Raw genomic sequence first — 21525 nt, forward strand, 5'->3', positions numbered from 1 at the left:
ATCCGCAGAACGCAGCGGATCAGCCTTCGACCAGCCAGGCTTTCTCGACGATTCCGACCACGTCGCCCATGATTTCGGTGATCTTGAAATCCTTGGGCGTGTAGACACGGGCAATGCCCATCTGGCGCAGGGCACGGGCATCTTCCGGCGGAATGATCCCGCCGATGACGACCGGCACGTCTCCGAGGCCGACCGCGCGCAGCTCGGCAATTGTTTCGCGTACCAGATCAAGGTGGCTGCCAGAGAGAATGGACAGCCCAACGACATGTGCATTCGCTTCTTTGGCCTGCGCAGCAATCTCCGACGGCGTGAACCGGATGCCCTCATAGACGACATTCATGCCGACTTCCCGGCCCCGTGCCGCGATCTGTTCGGCGCCGTTGGAATGGCCGTCGAGGCCCGGCTTGCCGAGCACATAGGTCAGCTGGCGCCCGAGCGCTTGGGAAACACGCTCGACGTCCTTGCGGACAGCGGCCGCATCTTCCTCGCCATCGGTCTTGATAACCATGGCGACGCCCGTGGGTGCTCGGAATTCGCCAAACACGTCCCGCATTGCCGTGCCCCATTCACCTGTCGTGACGCCGGCCTTCGCGCAGGCAATCGAGGGCTCCATGATATTGGTCCCGTCCTGTGCGGCTTGCTTCAGCGCTGCGAGCGCATTTTCAACGGCGCTTGCATTTCGCTTGCTGCGCCATTCTTTCAGGTCGCGAACCTGGGCGGATTCCTCTGCCGGGTCGACCGTCTGGATCGATCCGTCGCCGCCTGCGAGTGGGCTCTCCGCCGTCTCGACATAGCGGTTGACGCCAACCACGGTCAGATCACCGCTCTCAATCGCCTTGATGCGATCAATATGTGCGCCGACGAGGCTCTCCTTCATATGGTCGATCGACTGGATTGCGCCGCCCCGCGCATCGAGGTCAGCCAGCGTATCCCGGGCCAGCGCCTTCAGCTCTTCTGTTTTGGATTCGATGACATGGCTGCCGTCGAAGATGTCTTCGTATTCCAGGAGGTCTGTTTCATAGGCGAGGATCTGCTGCAGACGCAGCGACCATTGCTGGTCCCATGGGCGTGGCAGGCCCAGCGCCTCATTCCAGGCCGGCAGCTGCAGGGCCCGGCAACGAGCCTTCTTCGACAGGGTGACGGCCATTGCCTCGATCAGGATGCGATAGACATTGTTTTCAGGCTGCGGCTCGGTCAGGCCAAGCGAGTTCACCTGCACGCCATAGCGGAATAGCAGCGCCTTCGGACTGGTCACGCCATAGCGTTCGCGGCCAATCTCTTCCCAGAGTTCCACAAAGGCACGCATCTTACAAAGTTCCGTAACGAAACGAACTCCGGCGTTCACGAAGAAGGAAATTCGACCGAAGACCGTTTCAAAGTCTGATTCCGGAACTTGCCCTCCGGCTTTTACGGTATCCAGCACCGAGATTGCCGTGGCCAAAGCATAGGCGAGTTCCTGTTCCGGCGTCGCGCCCGCTTCCTGCAAATGGTAAGAGCAGACATTCATCGGATTCCATTTCGGGACCTCGGTGTAGCACCAGCTGACCATATCCGAGATCAGACGCAGGCTCGGTTCCGGCGGGAATACATAGGTGCCGCGCGAAAGGTATTCCTTCACAATGTCATTCTGAGTGGTGCCGCGCAGTTTCTTGCGATCATCTCCGCGCTCATCCGCCAGTGCCACATACAGCGCCAGCATCCAGGCGGCTGGCGCATTGATCGTCATTGATGTGTTCATCTCTTCCAGCGGCAGCTGGTCGAACAGGAGGCGCATGTCGCCGAGATGCTTGACCGGCACGCCCACTTTGCCAACTTCGCCCTTGGAGAGGATGTGGTCTGCGTCATACGCGGTCTGGGTGGGCAGGTCGAAGGCAATCGACAAGCCTGTCTGACCCTTGGCGAGGTTGCCGCGATACAGTTCGTTGGATTTTGTTGCCGTTGAATGTCCGGCATAGGTCCGGAAAATCCACGGGCGGTCCGGTGCGTGCTGGTATGCTTTGTCCATGTCTGCCACGGAATTCTCCCCTTGTTATGTTGCGGCGCAGCATGCCGTGTGCGACGTCGCAAAGCAAGCGTCACTGCTTGCGTCAGGATGTCTGAGCAACCAGATACAAGCGAGAGGAGACCCCGAGTGAATCAACCGACCAATCTGATCCAGACTGCATTGCTATTGCGGATTGTCGCTATCCTGGCCTTTCCGGTCGGTGTGGTGATTGCAGCGCTGATGGAGCGTAGTGTGCTCATGGTCGCCTTGCTCGCAGCGGGCATGTTGGCGGTCAGCTGGGTCGAGCGGTTTCGACTGCACCGGTTGTCCGGGAATGAGGGGTACCCCGCCATCACGGGATTATTGCCCGGCTTTGCTGTGCGAGCAGGCTTTCTGGCTGGCCTGTTCATTGTCAGCCTTGGCGTGCTCGCTCTGTTTCGTGAGACCATTCTGGCGCGGGGGCTCGGTCTGACTGATCTTGGTCTTTTTTTTGCCGTGGCTGGCGTTGCTCTGCTGGCCAATGCCATCAGCGCGCGCATGGCGACCCGGGAAGTGTCGAGTGTCATGGCCCAGATGAACGCCAATATCACGCCGCCGGGCGGGGCGTCTCAGGCTGGCGAAGGGCCGGGTGAAATCATCGAAGGCGAAGTGATCGACCGCGACTGAAACGGGTATGGTCTCGTTACCGCAAACATTCATGAGCACCATGCGTTTCCAGGCGGTTTCGTGAGGGCTGCAAATCGGCTATATGGCGCAGGCTCTAAAGGAATTTCCCCTCAATGTCTGACATGATTGGCCTGATGGCCGCAGCTCTGACGACCCTGTCTTTCCTGCCTCAGGCCCTGATGGTCATTCGCACCGGAAGGACTGATGGGATATCGCTGATCATGTATGCGATGTTCACTACCGGCGTCGCAGGCTGGCTGGTCTATGGCATTCTGCTGGGATCGCTCCCCATGATCGTGGCCAATAGCGTCACGCTGCTGTTGGCCAGTATGATCCTGGCCCTCAAAGTGCGTCACTCGCTTCAGGCCAAAGCCCAAGCCGCGACCTTTTCCACATCAGCGCCAATCGCCTCATAATAGAGGCGCTGTACTTGCCGCGTAACAGGACCCGGCTTGCCGGTGCCGACCGGTCGATCCTCCAGCTGTATGACAGGCGCAATCATAGCCCCCGCTGAGGTCGTGAAAATCTCCTTGGCAGCGTATGCCTCATCCGGTGTGAAGGCGCGCTCCTCGATATCCAGTCCCTGATTGCGAAGCCGGGCAATGACATGGGCGCGCGTAATTCCGGGCAGTATGTCGCTGGACAGATTGCGCGTGATGATCCGGCCCTCCTCGGTCACGATCCAAGTATTGGCGGAGGCCGCTTCGGTGACGTGGCCGTCCTCGACCATGAACGCGGTTTCGGCGCCGGCTTCGCGCGCAGCGCGGTAGGCGAGGGCCTGCGACAGGAGCTGAGTTGTCTTGATATCGCGCCGACGCCAGCGAATGTCGTTCAGGAAGATGGCGCGAATGCCCTGCTCGGCTTTCTCACTGATCAGGGGGCGATGATCCGCATACAGGAAAATTGTGGGTGTGAAGGTCTCCGGGCCAGCAAAATCCCGGGAGTCGTAGGCGCCTGCTGAAACTTCGAGATAGATCAGTCCCTCTGAAAGGCCGTTGCGGGCGATCAACTGGCTGTGAATGTCCTCCCACGCGGCCGCGTCATGTGGGTTAGGGATCGAAATTGCTTCCAGCGTGTTGCCGAGGCGCGACACATGACCTTCGAAATCGATCAGTTTTCCGCCGTAAACAGCGGTCACTTCATAGGCTGCGTGGGAAAACAGGAATCCCCGGTCCAGCGGGGAGATCAGGGCGTCTTTCCGCTGGGTGAAGACTCCGTTCAGATAAACCGTGTCGCCGATAGACATGATTGCAACGCCCCTTTTTCGAAATTTGTGCAGCGCAACAAAATTCTTGCAAGCTCTTCGTTCAGCGGCCAAGGTGGCGGGAACCGGGTGGTTTGTGAAGCCACGAATAATTGTGCGCCGGACCATCCCGGAAATGTAATCAAGGAGGAGGGCCCCCCTGCCATGGCAAGGGAAACCAAAGATATTTACGAGCTCGGCGAGATCCCGCCGGAGTTCCACGTTCCGAAGATGATGCACGCCTGGGCGATCCGCCGCGACCGTCACGGGCGTCCGTCAACGGCGATGCAGCTGGAACAGGTTCCGGTTCCGGAAATCGATTCCGACGAAGTGCTGGTCCTCGTGATGGCAGCTGGCGTGAACTATAATGGCATCTGGGCCGCACTTGGCGAGCCGATGTCCGTATTCGACGTTCACAAGCAGGATTTCCACGTTGCAGGGTCCGACGCGTCCGGGATCGTATGGGCTGTCGGTCGCAAAGTGACACGCGTGAAGCCGGGTGACGAAGTGGTCATCCACTGCAACCAGGATGATGGCGACGACGAGGAATGTAATGGCGGCGACCCGATGTTCTCGCCCAGTCAGCGTATCTGGGGCTACGAAACTCCAGACGGCTCCTTCGCCCAATTCTGCCGCGTGCAGGCGCGCCAATGCATGCCGCGCCCCAAGCATCTGACCTGGGAAGAGAGCGCCTGCTACACACTGACGCTTGCCACAGCCTACCGCATGCTGTTCGGCCACCGCCCGCACATCGTGAAGCCGGCAGACAATGTCCTTGTCTGGGGCGCCTCGGGCGGCCTTGGCAGCTTCGGTGTCCAGCTTTGTGCTGTCACGGGGGCGAACGCGATTGGGGTTGTCGGAAGCGATGACAAGAAAGAGCATGTGCTCAGTCTCGGTGCCAAAGGCGTGCTCAACCGCAAGGACTTCAATTGCTGGGGGCAGCTGCCAACGGTGAATGGTCCGGAATTCAATGACTATATGAAAGAGAGCCGAAAGTTCGGCAAGGCGATCTGGGAACTCACTGACAAGAAGGATGTCGACATCGTGTTCGAACATCCGGGTGAGTCGACTTTCCCTGTGTCTGTGTTCGTTGTGAAGCGTGGCGGCATGGTCGTCATCTGCGCCGGCACGACCGGCTTCAACCTGACCATGGATGCGCGCTTCCTCTGGATGCGGCAGAAGCGGGTACAGGGCAGCCATTTCGCAAACCTGAAACAGGCAAGCGCCGCGAACCAATTGGTGATCAATCGGCGCATTGATCCGGGCATGTCCGAAGTCTTCCCGTGGGAAGACATTCCGGCCGCGCACGACAAGATGCTGGACAACAAACATCTGCCTGGAAACATGGCTGTTCTGGTGACCTCACCAAAGCCGGGTCTCCGAACGGTTGAAGATGTTCTGGCGGTAAACGGCCAAGCCTAGTAACAGGCCGTATGGCCAGACCGGACGCTGATTCGTTTGCCCGTGAATGGGTAGCAGCCTGGAATGATCACGACCTCGACGCTGTGCTGTCGCACTATGCCGACGGGGTCGTGTTCCATTCGCCGCGCATTGCGCTGGTGATGGGGACGGATGAGGATTTCCTGACTGGAAAAGCGGGGCTGCGCAAATACTGGCAGGCCGCAATGGCCAGCGCGAGTGATCTGTATTTTGAACTGGAAGACGTGTTGACCGGATCAGACGCGATCACGTTGCTTTACACCAACCATCGCGGCCAGAACGCGGCTGAAACTTTTATTTTCGATGAGGATGGCGAAATCTGTATCGCTGTCGCGACCTACGGCTAAAGCTCGTCCATGCCGCCCGGATTGCGCCGACGGCGGACCAACCACATAACGCCCCGCAAATCGGACAGGGCATCGGCCAATCGGCCAAAATTCGTATAGTTCGATGTTCCGCTACGACGCTCGCGATGATTCACGTCGCGATATTCCACATCGAAGCCTTCGGCCTGCATCAGGGCAGGGACGTAGCGATGGATATGATCGAAATAGGGCAACCTCAGGAAGGCTTCCCGATAGATCGCCTTCACGCCACAGCCGGCATCGTCGCAATCATCCCGCAGCAGGCGTTTGCGGATCTTGTTGGCAAAACTGCTGCCAAACCGCTTCCAGGCAGTGTCTTTACGCTTGGTGCGGCGGCCCATAACCATTTTCAGCGATTCCGGCGCATCTGCCCGCGTCAGCTGGCGGTACAGGTCTGGCAGATCGGCTGGATCGTTCTGTCCATCGCCATCCAGCGTGCCAATCACCGGCGCGCGCGCCGCCATTATTCCGGAACGGATGGCCCGGCTCTGCCCGGCATTGTTGCGGTGCCCGATCACGCGCAACATCGGAAAGCGCTCCTTCAGTTCGATCAGGCGTGCCCGCGTGTCATCGGTCGACGCATCATCGACGAACACCATTTCGAATGCGCGCCCATCGAGCGCGCGGTGAATCTCGGTGATCAGGGATTCGACATTGCCGGATTCATTATGAACCGGAACAACGATGGAAAATTCAAGCGACTGGGCCACGGCTGGCACCTTTCAGGCAGGGGCTCGCGAGCGCGCGAGGCAGGTTTCGCACGCTCATACAAAGCGATTTGACGCAAGGCGAGCCCTGCGGCGCATTTGTCACGCTAGGAATCTCAGCGCAAAACCCTGAAGACGCGCGGACATGAACAAGGTAAATGGCAATCATGACTTTGCTTGATCGACTTTCCACCGGCTGGAAACCCTGGTTCGTCCTGTTCATCCTTACATTCGGCGCTGCCGCGCCCGGCGTGTTCAATTTGCCTGCCCTCGACAGGGATGAGAGCCGGTTTGCGCAGGCCTCGAAGGAAATGCTGGAGGAGCAGGATTATATCCGCATCCAGTATCAGGATGAGCTGCGCAACAAGAAGCCGGCAGGCATTCACTGGCTGCAGGCCGCCTCGACGGCAGTGTTTACGGGGCCCGAGGCAAAGCAGATCTGGACCTATCGCGTGCCGAGCTGGTTGGGGGCCGCCTTCGGAACGCTTGCCTGTTTCTGGGCCGGACTGGTCCTGGTTGGGCGAAGGGCCAGCTTTGTCGGCTCAGCCTTGTTCGGCGCGACGCTCCTTCTGACATCGGAAGCGCACATCTCGAAAACAGACGGAATGCTCGTTTTCCTGACAACGCTCAGTATAGGTGCGCTTGCGCGCCTTTATATGCGCCGTGACCAGTCGAAAAAGATGGCGCTGCTCTTCTGGTTTTGCATGGGCACCAGCTTCCTGATCAAGGGGCCAGTGACGCCGATGGTGGCCGCCTATGCCGGGATCGGGGCATGGGTTTGGGCCAAGGCGACAGATGGTAAGGGAGGCGACTGGTGGCGCGTTTTGCTCTGGTGGCCGGGGCCAGCGATTTTCGTGGCAATGGTGCTGCCCTGGTTTCTCTGGATTCAGGCTGCGACTGATGGGCAATACATCAAGGGCGCGGTCGGCAAGGATCTGAAAGACAAGTTCACCGGCGCCTCTGAGGGGCATGGTGGCTGGCCATTCTACCATCTTACCCATATTCCGGCCTGGTTCTTCCCGGCGACCCTGTTCATCATTCCCGGCTTTGTGGCGGCGTGGAAGACGTTGAAGCCCATCAAGCCGCAAGGCGCGGCATGGCTGAAGCACGTTTTGTTGGTGGGCGCGGCATTGTTCGCGGTCTTGTTGATCTTGAGTTATCTGCTGCCCTTCCTGCCGCGCCCGGCAGGAACGGGACTGGCAGCACAAGCGCTGAACACAATTGCCACCCTCAAGCCGCTGCCAGCATGGCCAGCAGTCTTGCTCGCCTATTTCTGGTGGGTGTCGGGGCGCGACACATGGATGGCGAAGCATCCGGTCGGAGAAGCGATCATACCTGACGAGACGCGCGCGGTCCGCATGCTCGTGGCCTGGGCGGTCCTGACCTATGCCTTCTTCGAACTGATGCCGACCCTGCTCAGTCACTACATCCTTCCGGCCTATCCTGCCTTCGGACTGCTCGCAGGCTATGCAGCGGCTAAAATGATGGAAGGGGAATTGTGGCCCGTTACGCGATGGGCGTCCCTGATCCTGTTCGCGTTGGGGGCGATCCTCTTACTTGCCGCGTCATTCCCCGGTGTGACAACCTATTTCATGGCGGAAACGGCGGGCGATTTCTCGACAGCCTTTCCCGAAGACGTGCTCGCATCATGGGCGGATTATCGGGCGTTCCCACTTTGGTTCTGGTGGATCGGCTTTGGCCTTTGTGGAGTTGCCATCATCGAGTTCAGTCGGCGCCATGAGTGCAATGCTGCCATGTTCGCCATCTATGCGGCCGTCGCAATCGGCTGGCATATCCGCATCTTCATGCTGCCGAGCCAGGTCTGGGTGCAGCCGACCGAAACGGCGCGTCTGGCGCTGGAGGATGTTTGCGGTGTGCCGGGCGAGGCGTGTGACTGGCAGCCGCCGGAACGCATCCTGGCGCTTGGCTATGCCGAGCCCTCCTATGTGCTGACCCTTGGCACGCAGAATCTCCACCCGCCGGAAACCCCGCTCGACCTGCCTCAAGACCCGTCCGCTTATCCGGTCGTCTATCTCGTCAATTTCGAGGATCGCAAGGCCGAGCCGCCGATCGAAGACGAGATCCGCCATTTGCGCGCTCAGGCCGACCAGATGCGCCTCTGTGTCACCGAGACCGAGCCTTACTATGCGTTGAATTATTCAAACGGGGACCCAGTCAATTTCCGGGCCCTCCGCTTCGATTATGGCGACTGCCCGGATTGATTTCTAGAACTCGTAGCCGATCCGCACGCCATAGGTGCGCGGGTCGGAACGGAATGTGTCATACCCGATAAAGCCATAGCCTGAGACGGCATAGTCTTCATCGGTCAAGTTCCGTCCCCATACGGTCAAGCTGAGACCGGTATCTGTAAACACGAAGTTCGCCTCTGCCTGCAGGGTCGTGAAGCCGTCCTGCATGCGGCTGTCCAGGCCCTCTGGGTCGAGATAGTAATCACCGCGATACTTGGCGTGTGCGGCGAGGCTGGCCTCGATCGTTTCCGCAACCGCGAACTCGTAGCGCCCGCCGAGGGTGGCGGAGACATCTGGTGCGAAGGGGAGGGGGTTGCCGTCAAATGTGTCGGCATTTCCGCCAATGTCGGACGACTGATCAATCTCGGTTTCCAGAAGCGTCAAGCCACCATCCAGCGATAGTTGCTCCGTAGCCTGCCATGCCAAATCGACTTCCACCCCGTAGGATGTCGCTTCATCAAGATTGGACAGCGAGTTGGACGTAATGCTTGAACCGTCGGGCAAGGCGAAGTTCACGAAGATGCGCGCCTGCGGGTCTTGATAATCCTGAAGAAATGCAGCGATGCTGTAAGTGAACGTATCGTCTGGTCGGCTCTTGTAGCCGACCTCATAGGCTGTGACGGTCTCTGCGTCGAACAAGCCCGCATCAGCGAAATGAGTGGCGTTATTCTGGACTTCGCCATTGAAGCCGCCCGATTTGTAGCTGTTGGAAACCGAGACATAAGCGTTGCCTTGGCCGAGTTCGTAGGCGAGGGCCGCGTTGCCCGAAAGCCGCGTCTTTTCGATCTCGTTCGCGCCTGCCGCCAGGCCGAGACCCCCGACATTGTTGAAGCCAATCGTGCCATCCTCAAAGATGTGACGGCCGCTTCCCTGACCCTCAATCCGCTCATGCGTTACCCGCGCGCCGAGTGTAGCGGTCAACCGATCAGAGAGGTCGAATTCATTATAGGTGAAGGCGGCCAGAGCCGAACGGTCCTGCCTGATATCTGTGATCAGAGTCATCGCCCGTGCATCTGAGGTCGGGGTTGGCCCTGCCCGGCTGGCGGCGCCGACATAAGGACAGGTGCCGAGCAGCGTGTCGGCATCCAGGTCGCCGCACCAGATCGTATAGGTCTGGCTGAAATCTTCCAGCGATCCCGATACACCGATCATGGTGCTGGCGCCGTCCCAGTCTGTCTGCAGGCGGAATTCCTGCGAGTACTGCCGGAAGTCGCGGATATAGGCGAGGTTGGCGTTGAAGTTCGGATTGTCGAACAGGACGACGGCCCCGTCAAAGTCAAACCCGTAATCCTGATTGTACCCTTCGAAGGCCGTGAGAGATGTCAGCGTCCACCGCCCGACAGCGCGCTCATATTCTGCCGAGACACCATAGAATTCATTATCGGTATCCTGAACGCCGTCACGGCCCACCGCGATCTCATGGTCGTTAAGGTCAAGTGTATCATTGCGCGGCGCGGCATTGACGCCATTGTCTTCCTCATAGTGCGTGCGCACGAGCAGGGACCCACCAAACGCCTTGTCCCAATTGAGGCCGAGGCGCAAACCGAATTCGTCCCGCACACCGCCCGCATCTTCCGGGCCGGCAACATTGTCGAGTGCGGTGTCGCGCGACAGGTACCGCCCGGCGAGGCGATAGCTGAAGCCATTATCGTAGTGCTCCCCATAGGCGCCATCCAGGTCAGCGCGATTCAGGTTGCCATAGCCTGCCCGAACATACCGGCGCTGGTCCTCGCCAGGTTTCGCGGAGATGAAATTGATCGCGCCCCCGGACGCGTTGCGGCCATACAGCGTGCCTTGCGGGCCTTTCAGAACTTCCACACGGGCAAGATCATACAGCATCAGGCCCGTCTGGACGTTGGTCGCCAGATAGACGCCATCGGAATAGACCGCAGCGGCGGTGGGCGTCAGGGCCTGATGGTCAACCGCGCCGATGCCGCGAATCTGGAAGGCGACCTGCGTACCGTTTGCGACAGCGGCCTCAACCCCGGTCAGCAGGTCAGTCATGTCCTCGGCACTGACATAAGCATCCGCCAGCGACAGATCCCTGGTATCAATCACGCTGACGGACATCGGAATGTCTGTCAGAGGCGTGGCGCTCGGGGTGGCTGTGGTGACGATCGTGTCCAGCCGGTTCACCGGGTCATCGGACTGGGCCGTGGCTGGGAGGGCAAAAGCGAGGAGGGCGAGCGGGGCGACTGAGCACTGAAATTTTTTCATGAGCGGCGATTACCAGCCGTTCAGAATGCGACGCAACTGCATTTAGCTGATGCCGAGGCTGCGTCAGCCAAAGCGACGTATTCTGGCAACACTATTACAGGATACAGGTTTAGCGCGGGGCGCGTTTTGCAAGGATGCGTTGCAGCGTCCGTCGGTGCATGTTCAGGCGGCGCGCGGTTTCCGAAACGTTGTGATTGCACAGCTCATAGACGCGCTGAATATGCTCCCAGCGAACCCGGTCGGCTGACATCGGATTTTCTGGCGGAGCGGGCTTTTCGTCAGGTGATGCGGCGAGCGCGCGAATGATGTCTTCCACATCTGCAGGCTTCGACAAATAGTCCACAGCGCCAGCTTTGACAGCGGCGACGGCTGTCGCAATGGCGCCATACCCCGTCAGGATAACAGCGCGAGCATCCGGACGGTGCTTGTGCAGTACTTCCACCACATCCAGCCCGCTGCCATCTTCCAGGCGCAGGTCCAGAACGGCAAAGGCCGGTGGGTTCAGGCGGGCAATATCCTTGCCTTCGGACACGGTCGAGACGGCAGAGACCACGAAACCGCGCTGGGCGAGCGCGCGGGCCATGCGTTGCACAAACGGACCATCATCGTCCATTACGAGACATGAGCGATCCTCAACATCCTTGAGGCTCTCGTGCAAATTCACAGTGATGGGCCGTTCCATTGGCTTTTCCTTGATGTAACAACCGTCATATAGGTCTGAACCGGTCATTAATCCAAGTCAGGCGCCTGCAAAATGCCAAGGGGCCATAGAGTCTGGACGACCGCGCCCTTTTTCGGCGGGGTCCTGTTCCGGGTCGCGATGCGGCCGCCGGTGCGCTCAATAAGCGTTTTTGCGATGAAGAATCCAAGCCCCATGTCACCCCCGCCCAGATGCGCCTCGCCGCGTTGAGAGACATAGGGCTCGCCCAGTTTCGGCAGCACTTCGGCGGCAAAGCCGGGGCCGTCATCGCTGATTGTGACCATGATCTGGTCTGCAGTCCAAGTCGCCACGACGTTCACGCGCGTATCGGCGAAACTCACCGCATTTTCGATGAAGGCACCCAGCGCGTGCAAAACTTCCGGACTGCGTTTCAGGGTCGGCGCACGTGGTGTGCCATCTTCAGCAGGTTCCGCCCGGACGGTCAGATCCACGCCCAACCCCTTGAATGGCGCAGCGGCCTCGGCCACCAGCGCATCCAGCGGGATTCGCGCATGCACGATGTCGGTTGCTTCGCGCGCTTCACGGATCGTGGCGAGGATCGCGCGGCACCGGTCGGCCTGTTCGGCAATCAGGATAATGTCCTCGGCGCGCGGATCCTCGGAGTCGAGATCCGACTGCAATTCCTTCGCGACGAGATGGATCGTGGCAAGCGGGGTTCCCAACTCATGTGTGGTCATTGCAGACATTGCACCGAGCGCGGACAGGCGTTGCTCGCGCGCCATGACGACCCCCGCTGCATCGAGCGCGCGCACGAGCCGGGCCTCATCCTGACTGACCCGCGCCGCTGACAAGGCAAAGAAGACCACACCGACAGCAAGGGCTGCGAACTGGCCAAGCTGGAACAGAGGCGGCAGCGCAATCGAAGAGTTCGCCACACCCCAGGGCAGGGGCATGTGAATAAGCGGCATCAGGGCCGCCAATACCAAGGCAAGCAGAGCGATAAGGGAGGCCCTGAACGAGCTGAGACTGAGCGCAGCAACAGTCACGGGGGCAACCAGAAGCAACAGGAACGGGTTTGACAGTCCACCCGTCGCGGCGATCAGCGCAGCCAATTGTACCGTATCGAATGCCAACTGCAGGGTCGCCTCCCACCCGCGCGTCAGGCGCTGGCTCTGGAAGGCAAAAGACAGGAACACGTTCAACCAGGCCGACGCCGCAATGATTGACAGGCAGAGCGCAAGCGGCATGTCGAAGCCAAGTCCGAACGCCACGAACAATACCGCTGCCGTTTGCCCGGCCACGGCCAGCCAGCGCAGCGTGATGAAAGTGCGCAGGCGCGTGCGCCCGAGGGCGGATTGCGCCGATCCCAACCCTTCTGGGGGAAGGGTGAAGATCGCATCGTCGAGATCTATGTGTCCGTCGCGGGCCAAATCATCCATTAGCGCCTTATGCGGCAGCGTGACGCTTGCGCCAAGCGCCGCTTGCGGCGCATATCCCCCCTATGATGCTCAGATCGATTGCAACGTCATCCGCCCTGCTCGCCACCGCCGTATTGGCCGCCTGCGCTCCCGCCAGCGCGCCGGAGAAAGACTCCGCCGGAGCGGTAAAGTCCGGAGGTGCGCAGGCCAGTTGCCTCAGCCGTGCCTATCCGGAGATTGGCGGGCCGATCTCACTCATCTCCGATTCCGGGGCGCGCGTGACGGAAGCCGATTTCAAAGGTCGTCCGACGCTGATCTATTTCGGGTTCACCTATTGCCCGGACGTCTGCCCGATGACGCTCGTCAATGTGGAGCGCGCCTATGAGCAGCTGCCCGAAAGTGTTGAGCCGCCGCAGACATTGCTCATTTCGGTGGATCCGGAACGGGACACGCCCGAAGTTCTGGCTAGCTATGTGAAGGCGCCGCGCTTTCCGAAAAACCTCGTCGGCCTGACGGGCACGCCAGAGGAAGTTCGCGCGGCCGCGGATGAGTTCCTGTCGGACTTTTCTCGCGTAGAGCAATCTGAAAGCCAGTCCGAATACACAATGGACCATACGTCGCTGCTCTATCTGATGGATGAGAACTGGCAGTTGAAGACCTTCTTCACGCATGAAGACACGGCTGAAACCATCTCGGCCTGTCTCGAAGAGATCCTGCAGGATTAGGATGAAGGGCCCGACTTTCCAGCCGGGCCCTGAACATCTTAGATGAACAGGCTTGCCGCGAAGAAGGCGAAGAACCCGCCAACCAGAAATGCGACAACGCTGACCCACCAGACGACCCAACTGAGCTGGCGCGCGCGCGTACACGCCCGTGCCTTCACCGGGTCAATTGGACAGGGCAGCGACCTTGCATGCCATTGCCAGGCCCCAGCCAACGCGATCATCAACGCTGCGATGCCGAACACGAGACCCTTGTTCTTGCCGAGCCAGGTGATCTGCGGCACGGCCTCGATCAGGCCTGCCATCACCGCGCCGGCGCCGATGCTGACCAGCAGGGCCGGTAGGGCGCAGCAGATCAGTGTTCCGGTTGAAGTGAACAGCGACAGGAAGGCAGGCAGGGTGCTGGGAGATTTTACGTCTTCGCTCATGCGTCGCCACCGCGGTCAATGCTGACGAGCGAATAACCGGACTTGCGGATCAGCTTTTCGATCGTTTGATCATCCATCGTCGCGCCAGCCTTCAGGCCAAGGACGATTTCGCCATTGTCCAGGTCGACATTGACGCTTTCGACGGCGTCCTGCTTCTTGAAAACCTTGCGGACGGCCTGTGCGCAAAAATCGCAGACGAGGCCGTTCACCTTGGCGGTGACGGTCTGGGCTGAAGCGGCCGGGTCGGCATCGGTATTGGGTTCAGCGACCATGTCGGCATGCGCCGAATGATCCATCATCGAATGGTCCATCTTGGAATGATCCATCGTTTCATCAGCCAGTGCCGGAGCGGCGAGCAGGCAAAAAGCGAGGGACGCGAAAGCGGGTTTAATCAGTTTCATGAGTAATATCCTTTGAAAGTCAGAACCGGACGATCCAGTTCGCGAGCAGCTCTTCGGTTTCTAGCGTGTAGCCGAGCTCGACCATCTGGACGCCCTTGAAGAACCGGACGAGGGGGGTTGTGGTAACGGGCTCATTGCTTTCGGGGTGGTTATCCACCTGCAGCATCAACCATGTGTGAAGGTCGCCATAGTCGCCGATATACGGGGCAACGCCGACGCGGCCACTATGGCGCACGCTCTTGTTGCCGGCATAGTCGGTGGCTTTTGCCTCATAGGAGGCGAACCAGCGGCGGGTCTCCCAGTCCGCGGCGAAAGCGGCAAAACCGGACAGTTCAGGAGACTCACTCCCGAACGGATCGGCCTGACCCACACCCAATTTGAAATAGGTGTTCGCCTGGCTTGAAGGGCCGTTCCATCGTTTCAGCAGCCGGTTGTATTGCAGGCCGGTGAACTGGACGTCTTCGGCCCAGTTACGCTCTGCATAGAACCCGATCGAGTCCGATGCTGTGGGTGAATAGTGTGCATGCAGCGAGGAGGAATCCCCATTGTTCATCTGCATGACCGTCCAGCCGCCTGGGTAGGAGACGGGACGGGCCTCGGCCATGGGAGCGAGGGCCGCCCATGTGAGACAGGCCGCGAAAGGCGCGGCGCGGGAAAGGAAGGACAAGGCCTTCTCCTTTGTTCCGGGTTGATCCTGAGATTATGAGAGGATCATCAGGCCCGGGGAGGAGGCGGCTCCGGAACGGATGCGACCGAGATTGGCGTCGCATCCAGAGGAATATTGAACAGGGGCGGGTAAAGGTCGCTATGGCCTTCAGGGGCAGCAGCACTCGGCAGCGCCGCAACGATGGCCGGACAGCAACAAGCCGTATCGTGCGATGGCCCGTCCTGATCTTTTGGCTGGGAGTGGTCCATGGACCCCATCCCCATGTCGCAATCCCCATTCATTGCAGGCATCACATGCGTCATCTGGCCCACATCCGATGCAGGACAGCTGTCCTGCGCGGCGCTTGCCGTACCGGATGCGATCAGCAACAGGCTGAGGCAAAGAAGGGCGATCCTTTGGAACATCGTCGTTTTCTATCTCGCACGATAGCTGCGCCGTCAAATGACCTTTCAGTGAGCTATTGTGCCACCCAGCCGCCGTCCATGGAGAGGTCGGCACCATTGATCTGGTCAGCATCCGGCGAGCAGAGGAAGGCAACGAAGCCGCCAATCTGCTCGGCAGTCACGAATTCCTTGGTTGGCTGGGCGGCGAGCAGCACGTTTTTCACAACTTCATCACGCGTCATGCCGCGCGCCTTTGCCGTATCGTCGATCTGGCCATCGACCAGCGGCGTGTGGACATAGCCGGGACAGACCAGATTGCACCGTACGCCGTGTTCCGCACCCTCCAGAGCCGTCACCTTGGTCAGGCCGGAAAGCCCATGCTTGGCCGCGACATAGGCTGACTTGAACGGGGAAGCGACCTTGGCGTGGGCGCTGCCGGTATTGATGATGCGGCCCCAGCCTTTTTCTTTCATGGGTCCAATCGCCATCCGGGTCGTGTGAAAGGCAGCTGACAAGTTCAGCGCCATGATCAGATCCCATTTGGCCACTGGGAATTCTTCGAGGGGTGACACAAATTGCGTGCCGGCATTGTTGACCAGAATATCGGTACCGCCAAAATCGGTTGTCACATAGGCCATCATCTCTTCAATCGCGTCCGGATTGGTCAGGTCAGCGCCTGAATAGCCGATCTGTACGCCGTGTTCCTTTCCCATTTCAGCCTGCAGGGCCTTGATCTCATCGGCGTCGCCAAATCCGTTCAGCACGACATTGCAGCCTTCCTGTGCAAGACGGTCTGCAATAGCCTTCCCGATCCCGCTGGTGGAGCCGGTAACGAGGGCGGTTTTCCCCTTGATCATGAATATGTCTCCTTGAGGCTGTGGCGTGCTATGGGTAGGAATAGGTCTGGCTCTGATAGAGCCGATTGATATTAGAGGAAATAGTGAGCGTTTATGGGCGGTGAAACTCTTGCCTTTGTCGAGGCATTCCCACGCTTTCTGTTGTGGACAGCAGCGGCTGGCGCGATGCTTGCCATCGCCAGCACCATATACGTGCTGCTGACCCCGTGGAAGGAGCTGGCGCTCGTAAAGGAAGGCAATTCGGCCGCAGGATTTGCATTGGCCGGGGCCATTGTTGGTCTTGCGATCCCCATTGCCTCCTGTCTGGCCTCCAGTGTCACCCTGATAGACTTGGCCATCTGGGGTGTCGTCTCACTCCTGATCCAGCTCCTCGTCTACCGTCTCGTCGATGTCTTGCTCACCGATATTCCCAAACGGATTGAAAAGGAGGAGGCTGGCGCAGCCGTCGTCCTTGTTGCGGCAAAGCTGGCATCAGCCCTGATCATTGCAGCGGGTCTCTGGGACCCGGTCCTGCAGAGGTTCTAACGGAGGTACTCAGGCAGTGATGCGTTCGTTTGACTGGGTGATCTATGCATTGGTTCTGGGCGTCGTCGTCTGGACCATGTTTTCGCAGGATCCAAAAGCTGACGCACCTGAGCCGCCGCCAACCGTCCTGGAATCCGAAGGTCCGACCCTGCCGCCGCCGTCGCCATTGGACGAACAGGTGCTCGTCCAGGTCAGCGAGCCCAAGGACGGGATCGGCACTGCTTTCGCCGTGAACAAGAATGGTCAGTGGATCACGGCCCGGCATGTCGTGGACGGTTGCAACTCTGTCGGCCTGCTGGTGGCGCCCGGGCAATATGTGCCGGTCGACAGCATCGTCGTTGATCCGGATCATGACCTTGCCCTTCTTTCAACAGGTCGCAGCCCCAACTCGGTAAAACTTGATCTCGTATCTCCGCTTCGCATCGGCACGCATGGTTATCATGTTGGCTACCCTCAGGGACGACCGGGAGAAGTGGCCACGAAACTCATGTCCCGCTCGAAACTCATCACGCGCGGGCGCCGGGAAGGCGCTGAACCTATTCTTGCCTGGGCCGAGATTGGCCGGACGCGTGGCTTGAACGGTTCGTTGGGGGGAATTTCTGGCGGACCGGTCTTTGATGCGGGGGGGACTGTGCGCGGCGTGATCGTGGCCGAGAGCCCGCGGCGCGGGCGTATCTATACGGCTGCGCCGACATCTATAGATGCCTTCCTGACCAGCCTGAGCGTGGAACGCGAGGATGGCCCGACCGAGATTTTTGCCGAGGAGACTTACGGCCCGATGTCAGACAATGCCCGCCGCCGTCTTCAGGTCGTGAAAGTGGCCTGCCGGGTCACCCCATGACCAGCTTTGCCTCTCGCCTCATCGCTGGCGCGCGCCAGTTGGGCCCACTCTGCGTGGGTATCGACCCGCATCCTGGCCGTATCCCGGACCTGTTCGGCGGGGACACGCCCGAAGGGGTGGCCGCTTGGGGCGAAGCAGTCGTGGCGGCGGCGGCCGGACGCGCCTGCGTGGTCAAGCCGCAAGTCGGCCTGTTTGAGCGGCACGGGCCTGACGGAATGCGCGCATTGCAACGCGTCTGCGAAGCTTCAAGAGAGGCGGGCCTTCTTGTTCTCGCGGATGCCAAGCGCGGCGACATCGGGACAACAGCCAGAGGCTATGCAGCCGCATACTTGTCAGAAGCGGCGCCATTCCCCTCCGATGCCGTGACGGTAAACCCTTATATGGGCCTCGATACGTTGGAGCCCTTCCTCGAAGAGGCCGAGGCAAACGGCAAGGGGGTCGTCGTGCTCGCGCGCACGTCGAATCCCGGCTCAGCCGATTTTCAGGCGAAAGATCTTGAGGGCGCCCCACTCTATGCACGCGTCGTTGAGGCGCTCGCCCCGGCGATCCAGCGCCTGAAGGGGGCGGGCGAATGGTCCAGCCTGATGCTGGTGGCGGGCGCGACGGGCCCGGATGAGGCCCGCCAATTGCGACAGCTCGCGCCGGACGCGCTGTTTCTGGTGCCGGGCTATGGCGCGCAGGGCGGCGGGGCCGAAGATGCGCTTGCGGGATTCAAGGCGGTTTCAAATCGCCTCGAAGGCGGCGTCGTGAATGCATCGCGTTCCGTCACATTCCCGGCCGGATCAGACACCGTAGAAAGCCAAGCCGACTGGCACGCGCTTATTGTGGCCGCCATTGAAGCTGCTCAGACCGATCTCTCCATGCATGCCGGACGCGTGCCTGTAGCGTCGGGCTGACCTTAAGACAGGCCTCGACAATCGGCCTGCCTCATCTACTCTTTCCTCTGAGCGCGGCGTAAGACCGTTTTGAGGAAACAGACAGGGGAGTGAAACGGCCATGGCGAACTGGCAGTCCACCTTGATTGCGGGAGCATCCTTCGCAATCCTTGCCGCCTGCGGGCAGGCAAAAACAGCAGACACTGAGACACTTTCGGAACCGGAAGCCTTTGCGGCGGTCGACACGAACCGGATAAGTACCGCGAGCGCAGCTGACGAATGGCTGACATATGGTGGGACTTATGACGAGCAGCGCCATTCGAGCCTGATAGATGTGAACAAGGAAACCGTCGCAGACCTGGGCGTCGCGTGGACTTATGACCTTGCCACCAATCGCGGCGTGGAATCGACGCCGATTGTCGTGGACGGCGTGATGTACGTCACCTCTGCCTGGTCGCTGGTCTATGCGCTTGATGCCAAGACGGGTGAGGAATTGTGGGTTTACGATCCGGATGTGGACCGCGCCGTCGGCGTGAAAGCCTGTTGCGATGTCGTAAACCGTGGCGTGGCTGTTTATGACGGCAAGGTCTTCGTAGGCGTGATTGATGGGCGGCTCGAAGCGCTTGATGCCGAAACGGGCGAAGTTGTCTGGAGCAAGGTCACCGTTGATCAGTCCAAGCCCTATACGATCACCGGTGCGCCGCGTGTGGTGAATGGCAAAGTGTTGATTGGCAATGGCGGTGCCGAGCTCGGTGTGCGCGGTTATCTTTCGGCTTATGATGCCAATACCGGAGACAAGGTCTGGCGGTTCTACACTGTTCCGAACCCGGAGAAACAGCCAGACGGCGAAATCTCGGATGCAGCCTTTGAAGACATCGGCAATGTCACCTGGGGCGATGAAGGTGCCTGGGTCACCGATGGTGGCGGTGGAACTGTCTGGGACTCCATCGTCTATGATGAGGTCAACGACCAGATCATCTTCGGGGTCGGCAATGGTTCGCCGTGGAACCGGGAATTCCGTGATCCGTCCGGTGGCGACAATCTCTTCCTGTCCTCCATCGTTGCGGTGGATGCCGAAACCGGTGCGTACAAGTGGCATTTCCAGACCACACCCGGCGACAATTGGGACTATACAGCCACGCAGACCATCATTCTGGCAGACTTGCCTGTTGGCGAAGATGGTGAAGCGCGCCGTGTCGCGATGCAGGCTCCGAAGAATGGCTTCTTCTACGTACTGGACGCGGAATCCGGCGAGTTCATCTCCGGCGATGCGTTCGTGCCGATGAACTGGGCAGAGGGCCTCGACGAAAACGGTCGTCCGATTGAAATCGCCGATGCACGGTATGGCGCCGTCCCTTACGAGCAGCTGCCAGGCCCCCTCGGTGCACACAACTGGCATCCGATGGCCTTCAATCCGGATTTGAACCTCGCCTATATTCCAGCGCAGGAAATTCCTCAGGCCTATGCTCGCGATCCGCGCTTCGAGACCCAGCCTGTCGGCTGGAATACGGGCGCAGACTTCTCTGCTGGCGTCCCGCCGATCGCGCCGCCGGAAGTCGCCAAATTCCTGCGCTCAACCCTCAAGGGACGCTTGATCGCATGGGATCCGATTGCCCGCGAAGCGCGCTGGTCGGTGGAACATGGCAATGCCTGGAATGGCGGCGTGCTGTCCACGGCAGGCGGTCTGGTTTTCCAGGGCAAGCTGAATGGCGATTTCGTCGCCTATGATGCCGAAACGGGCGACAAGCTCTGGAATCATGAACTCAAATCCGGCGGCGCGTCCGGCCCCGGCACCTACATGATCGATGGTGAGCAATACGTCACGATTACGACTGGTTGGGGCAGTGCCTTTGGTCTCTCTGCAGGCTTCGCCTATGACGAGACCGTGCCCTCTACAGTCGGCAAGGTCGTCACCTTCAAGCTGGGCGGCACGGGCGAAATCGCCGACCCGGATTTCCCGATGATCGACAAGACCCCGAAAGCCGACTCGTTCGGGGACGAGACTATGATCGCCGAGGGATCGGTTCACTATGCCCGTAACTGTACCGTCTGCCACGGTCCGCTGGCGGTCAGCTCAGGCGTTCTGCCGGACCTGCGCTGGTCGGCGATCAGTGGCAACGAAATGGCGTGGAAAGGTGTGGTGATCGACGGAAACCTCGCCGCCAATGGCATGGTCTCGTTCGCAGATCATCTGACGCCGGATCAGGTGGAGTCGATCCGCGCCTATGTGCTGGCGCAGGCCCATGCCGCTGTCCCGGCTGGCTCCGGGGGCGAATGATCGAATTGTGAGTAGCGCGGCCTGCCGGGCCGCGCTACATACGCCGGATGCATATAGTCATCCTCATTCTGGGTATCCTGACAACGATCGGCATCTGGTCGTGGCGTATCCAGATGGCCCGCCGCGGCGCGAAAGTGGCGATGGATGCGGCGCGCACGCTTACGAATACGCCTCGCCGCTTTGCCTTCAAATACAAGGCAGGCCGCAATGGCATCAGCCTGATCGAAGACCCGCGCGAAGCCGCCGCCGTCATGATGATGGAAGTTGCCCGTGGCCGGGAAGGGCCTCTGACCGAACGACAGGCGCGCATCATAGATGATGAGATGATGCAGAATTTCAGCTTCACTCAGGCTGAGGCTGATGAATTGTCCGCCCATGCGGCTTGGGTCACCAATTCCGCGCCGGATCCCCAGCGCGCCATGCGCAAGCTGAGCGAATTGATCGTCAGTTCCCCGCAGCTTGGCCCAAAGGAAATTGTCGATCTCGACGCGATGCTGGTGGCGGTGTCCGAGGCGGAAGGCGTGCCGACGCGCGAACAACTGGCCCTCCTGCAAGTGTTCCGGGACAAGGCAGGCCTCAAGACCTGAGTCTTCCAACC

22 protein-coding genes are annotated in these 21525 nt (G+C 60.0%); 11 read left to right on the forward strand and 11 right to left on the reverse strand.

Translation table 11 applies throughout. The annotated features are described in order from the left end of the window. Nucleotides 1-19: 19 nt before the first annotated feature. Nucleotides 20-2005 (reverse strand): protein meaA, encoded by a 1986-nt coding sequence (locus tag CFA77_RS01380; protein ID WP_206993140.1) that lies wholly within the window; start codon nt 2003-2005, stop codon nt 20-22. A gap of 126 nt (nt 2006-2131) precedes the next feature. Between CFA77_RS01380 and CFA77_RS01385 the strand changes: the two genes are divergently transcribed. After that, nucleotides 2132-2650 (forward strand): hypothetical protein, encoded by a 519-nt coding sequence (locus CFA77_RS01385; protein WP_206991931.1) that lies wholly within the window; start codon nt 2132-2134, stop codon nt 2648-2650. Nucleotides 2651-2763: 113 nt separating this feature from the next. After that, nucleotides 2764-3066, forward strand: a complete 303-nt coding sequence (locus CFA77_RS01390) for a SemiSWEET transporter (RefSeq protein WP_034817631.1) — start codon at nt 2764-2766, stop codon at nt 3064-3066. On the opposite strand, the gene CFA77_RS01395 is transcribed toward CFA77_RS01390, so the two are convergent. Next, nucleotides 3012-3896 carry an aminotransferase class IV gene (locus tag CFA77_RS01395; RefSeq protein WP_206991932.1) on the reverse strand — a complete coding sequence of 295 codons (885 nt, stop codon included), beginning with the start codon at nt 3894-3896 and terminating at the stop codon, nt 3012-3014. The two genes, CFA77_RS01390 and CFA77_RS01395, sit on opposite strands and share 55 nt — an antisense overlap. Before the next feature lie 162 nt (nt 3897-4058). Here CFA77_RS01395 and ccrA point away from each other — a divergent pair, with 162 nt between their 5' ends. Continuing rightward, the gene (gene ccrA / locus CFA77_RS01400) at nt 4059-5315 is read left to right on the forward strand and encodes a crotonyl-CoA carboxylase/reductase (protein WP_034817636.1); all 1257 of its coding nucleotides are present in this window, start codon (nt 4059-4061) and stop codon (nt 5313-5315) included. Between the two features lie 11 nt (nt 5316-5326). Further along, nucleotides 5327-5680 (forward strand): nuclear transport factor 2 family protein, encoded by a 354-nt coding sequence (locus tag CFA77_RS01405; RefSeq protein ID WP_034817639.1) that lies wholly within the window; start codon nt 5327-5329, stop codon nt 5678-5680. On the opposite strand, the gene CFA77_RS01410 is transcribed toward CFA77_RS01405, so the two are convergent. Then, nucleotides 5677-6408 (reverse strand): glycosyltransferase family 2 protein, encoded by a 732-nt coding sequence (locus CFA77_RS01410; RefSeq protein WP_084333547.1) that lies wholly within the window; start codon nt 6406-6408, stop codon nt 5677-5679. The two genes, CFA77_RS01405 and CFA77_RS01410, sit on opposite strands and share 4 nt — an antisense overlap. Nucleotides 6409-6572: 164 nt before the next feature. Here CFA77_RS01410 and CFA77_RS01415 point away from each other — a divergent pair, with 164 nt between their 5' ends. Then, nucleotides 6573-8627: a glycosyltransferase family 39 protein gene (locus tag CFA77_RS01415; protein WP_206991933.1), complete on the forward strand. Its 2055-nt coding sequence runs from the start codon at nt 6573-6575 to the stop codon at nt 8625-8627. Between the two features lie 3 nt (nt 8628-8630). Here CFA77_RS01415 and CFA77_RS01420 read toward each other — a convergent pair whose 3' ends face one another. The 3 genes from CFA77_RS01420 to CFA77_RS01430 form a co-directional block, all read right to left on the reverse strand. Continuing rightward, on the reverse strand, nt 8631-10871 hold the full coding sequence (locus CFA77_RS01420; RefSeq protein WP_206991934.1) for a TonB-dependent receptor: 2241 nt from the start codon (nt 10869-10871) through the stop codon (nt 8631-8633). A 109-nt stretch (nt 10872-10980) separates the two neighbouring features. After that, entirely contained in the window at nt 10981-11553 is a 573-nt protein-coding gene (locus CFA77_RS01425; RefSeq protein WP_051608054.1) for an ActR/PrrA/RegA family redox response regulator transcription factor, read from the reverse strand. 47 nt (nt 11554-11600) lie between these two features. After that, a complete protein-coding gene (locus CFA77_RS01430; RefSeq protein WP_206991935.1) occupies nt 11601-12971 on the reverse strand; it encodes an ActS/PrrB/RegB family redox-sensitive histidine kinase in 1371 nt (456 codons plus the stop codon). 62 nt (nt 12972-13033) lie between these two features. On the opposite strand from CFA77_RS01430, the gene CFA77_RS01435 reads away from it, so the two are divergent. Continuing rightward, nucleotides 13034-13675: an SCO family protein gene (locus tag CFA77_RS01435; RefSeq protein ID WP_206991936.1), complete on the forward strand. Its 642-nt coding sequence runs from the start codon at nt 13034-13036 to the stop codon at nt 13673-13675. Nucleotides 13676-13713: 38 nt separating this feature from the next. On the opposite strand, the gene CFA77_RS01440 is transcribed toward CFA77_RS01435, so the two are convergent. From CFA77_RS01440 to CFA77_RS01460, 5 genes are read right to left on the reverse strand one after another with little or no spacing between them, the layout of a single operon-like run. After that, nucleotides 13714-14100: a hypothetical protein gene (locus CFA77_RS01440; protein WP_206991937.1), complete on the reverse strand. Its 387-nt coding sequence runs from the start codon at nt 14098-14100 to the stop codon at nt 13714-13716. After that, on the reverse strand, nt 14097-14501 hold the full coding sequence (locus CFA77_RS01445; protein ID WP_206991938.1) for a heavy-metal-associated domain-containing protein: 405 nt from the start codon (nt 14499-14501) through the stop codon (nt 14097-14099). The genes CFA77_RS01440 and CFA77_RS01445 overlap by 4 nt, the downstream gene beginning before the upstream one ends. A gap of 19 nt (nt 14502-14520) precedes the next feature. After that, nucleotides 14521-15168, reverse strand: a complete 648-nt coding sequence (locus tag CFA77_RS01450; protein ID WP_206991939.1) for a hypothetical protein — start codon at nt 15166-15168, stop codon at nt 14521-14523. A gap of 47 nt (nt 15169-15215) precedes the next feature. Beyond that, complete coding sequence (locus CFA77_RS01455) at nt 15216-15572, reverse strand: hypothetical protein (protein WP_206991940.1); 357 nt, start codon at nt 15570-15572, stop codon at nt 15216-15218. 53 nt (nt 15573-15625) lie between these two features. After that, on the reverse strand, nt 15626-16408 hold the full coding sequence (locus tag CFA77_RS01460) for a 3-hydroxybutyrate dehydrogenase (RefSeq protein WP_206991941.1): 783 nt from the start codon (nt 16406-16408) through the stop codon (nt 15626-15628). A gap of 93 nt (nt 16409-16501) precedes the next feature. Here CFA77_RS01460 and CFA77_RS01465 point away from each other — a divergent pair, with 93 nt between their 5' ends. The 5 genes from CFA77_RS01465 (at nt 16502) to CFA77_RS01485 (ending at nt 21514) form a co-directional block, all read left to right on the forward strand. Continuing rightward, the gene (locus CFA77_RS01465) at nt 16502-16933 is read left to right on the forward strand and encodes a DUF350 domain-containing protein (protein ID WP_206991942.1); all 432 of its coding nucleotides are present in this window, start codon (nt 16502-16504) and stop codon (nt 16931-16933) included. Nucleotides 16934-16952: 19 nt separating this feature from the next. Continuing rightward, nucleotides 16953-17774: a serine protease gene (locus CFA77_RS01470; protein WP_034817667.1), complete on the forward strand. Its 822-nt coding sequence runs from the start codon at nt 16953-16955 to the stop codon at nt 17772-17774. After that, the gene (gene pyrF, locus CFA77_RS01475) at nt 17771-18670 is read left to right on the forward strand and encodes an orotidine-5'-phosphate decarboxylase (protein ID WP_206991943.1); all 900 of its coding nucleotides are present in this window, start codon (nt 17771-17773) and stop codon (nt 18668-18670) included. The genes CFA77_RS01470 and pyrF overlap by 4 nt, the downstream gene beginning before the upstream one ends. 100 nt (nt 18671-18770) lie before the next feature. After that, nucleotides 18771-20927, forward strand: a complete 2157-nt coding sequence (locus CFA77_RS01480; protein ID WP_242517445.1) for a PQQ-dependent dehydrogenase, methanol/ethanol family — start codon at nt 18771-18773, stop codon at nt 20925-20927. Between the two features lie 47 nt (nt 20928-20974). Further along, nucleotides 20975-21514 (forward strand): TerB family tellurite resistance protein, encoded by a 540-nt coding sequence (locus CFA77_RS01485; RefSeq protein WP_206991944.1) that lies wholly within the window; start codon nt 20975-20977, stop codon nt 21512-21514. Nucleotides 21515-21525: the final 11 nt, after the last annotated feature.

It is taken from the genome of Hyphomonas sp. KY3 (assembly GCF_017309975.1).
Classification (GTDB): Bacteria; Pseudomonadota; Alphaproteobacteria; order Caulobacterales; family Hyphomonadaceae; genus Hyphomonas.

Excerpts from the sequence above, each read along its gene's own strand:
- CFA77_RS01455 (WP_206991940.1), bottom strand. The coding sequence starts at position 15,572 with ATGTTCCAAAGGATCGCCCTTCTTTGCCTCAGCCTGTTGCTGATCGCA.
- ccrA (WP_034817636.1), top strand. The coding sequence starts at position 4,059 with ATGGCAAGGGAAACCAAAGATATTTACGAGCTCGGCGAGATCCCGCCG.
- CFA77_RS01460 (WP_206991941.1), bottom strand. The coding sequence starts at position 16,408 with ATGATCAAGGGGAAAACCGCCCTCGTTACCGGCTCCACCAGCGGGATC.
- CFA77_RS01445 (WP_206991938.1), bottom strand. The coding sequence starts at position 14,501 with ATGAAACTGATTAAACCCGCTTTCGCGTCCCTCGCTTTTTGCCTGCTC.
- CFA77_RS01395 (WP_206991932.1), bottom strand. The coding sequence starts at position 3,896 with ATGTCTATCGGCGACACGGTTTATCTGAACGGAGTCTTCACCCAGCGG.
- CFA77_RS01430 (WP_206991935.1), bottom strand. The coding sequence starts at position 12,971 with ATGGATGATTTGGCCCGCGACGGACACATAGATCTCGACGATGCGATC.
- pyrF (WP_206991943.1), top strand. The coding sequence starts at position 17,771 with ATGACCAGCTTTGCCTCTCGCCTCATCGCTGGCGCGCGCCAGTTGGGC.
- CFA77_RS01405 (WP_034817639.1), top strand. The coding sequence starts at position 5,327 with ATGGCCAGACCGGACGCTGATTCGTTTGCCCGTGAATGGGTAGCAGCC.
- CFA77_RS01485 (WP_206991944.1), top strand. The coding sequence starts at position 20,975 with ATGCATATAGTCATCCTCATTCTGGGTATCCTGACAACGATCGGCATC.
- CFA77_RS01390 (WP_034817631.1), top strand. The coding sequence starts at position 2,764 with ATGTCTGACATGATTGGCCTGATGGCCGCAGCTCTGACGACCCTGTCT.
- CFA77_RS01470 (WP_034817667.1), top strand. The coding sequence starts at position 16,953 with ATGCGTTCGTTTGACTGGGTGATCTATGCATTGGTTCTGGGCGTCGTC.
- CFA77_RS01415 (WP_206991933.1), top strand. The coding sequence starts at position 6,573 with ATGACTTTGCTTGATCGACTTTCCACCGGCTGGAAACCCTGGTTCGTC.
- CFA77_RS01465 (WP_206991942.1), top strand. The coding sequence starts at position 16,502 with ATGGGCGGTGAAACTCTTGCCTTTGTCGAGGCATTCCCACGCTTTCTG.
- CFA77_RS01420 (WP_206991934.1), bottom strand. The coding sequence starts at position 10,871 with ATGAAAAAATTTCAGTGCTCAGTCGCCCCGCTCGCCCTCCTCGCTTTT.
- CFA77_RS01435 (WP_206991936.1), top strand. The coding sequence starts at position 13,034 with ATGATGCTCAGATCGATTGCAACGTCATCCGCCCTGCTCGCCACCGCC.
- CFA77_RS01425 (WP_051608054.1), bottom strand. The coding sequence starts at position 11,553 with ATGGAACGGCCCATCACTGTGAATTTGCACGAGAGCCTCAAGGATGTT.
- CFA77_RS01480 (WP_242517445.1), top strand. The coding sequence starts at position 18,771 with ATGGCGAACTGGCAGTCCACCTTGATTGCGGGAGCATCCTTCGCAATC.
- CFA77_RS01380 (WP_206993140.1), bottom strand. The coding sequence starts at position 2,005 with ATGGACAAAGCATACCAGCACGCACCGGACCGCCCGTGGATTTTCCGG.
- CFA77_RS01440 (WP_206991937.1), bottom strand. The coding sequence starts at position 14,100 with ATGAGCGAAGACGTAAAATCTCCCAGCACCCTGCCTGCCTTCCTGTCG.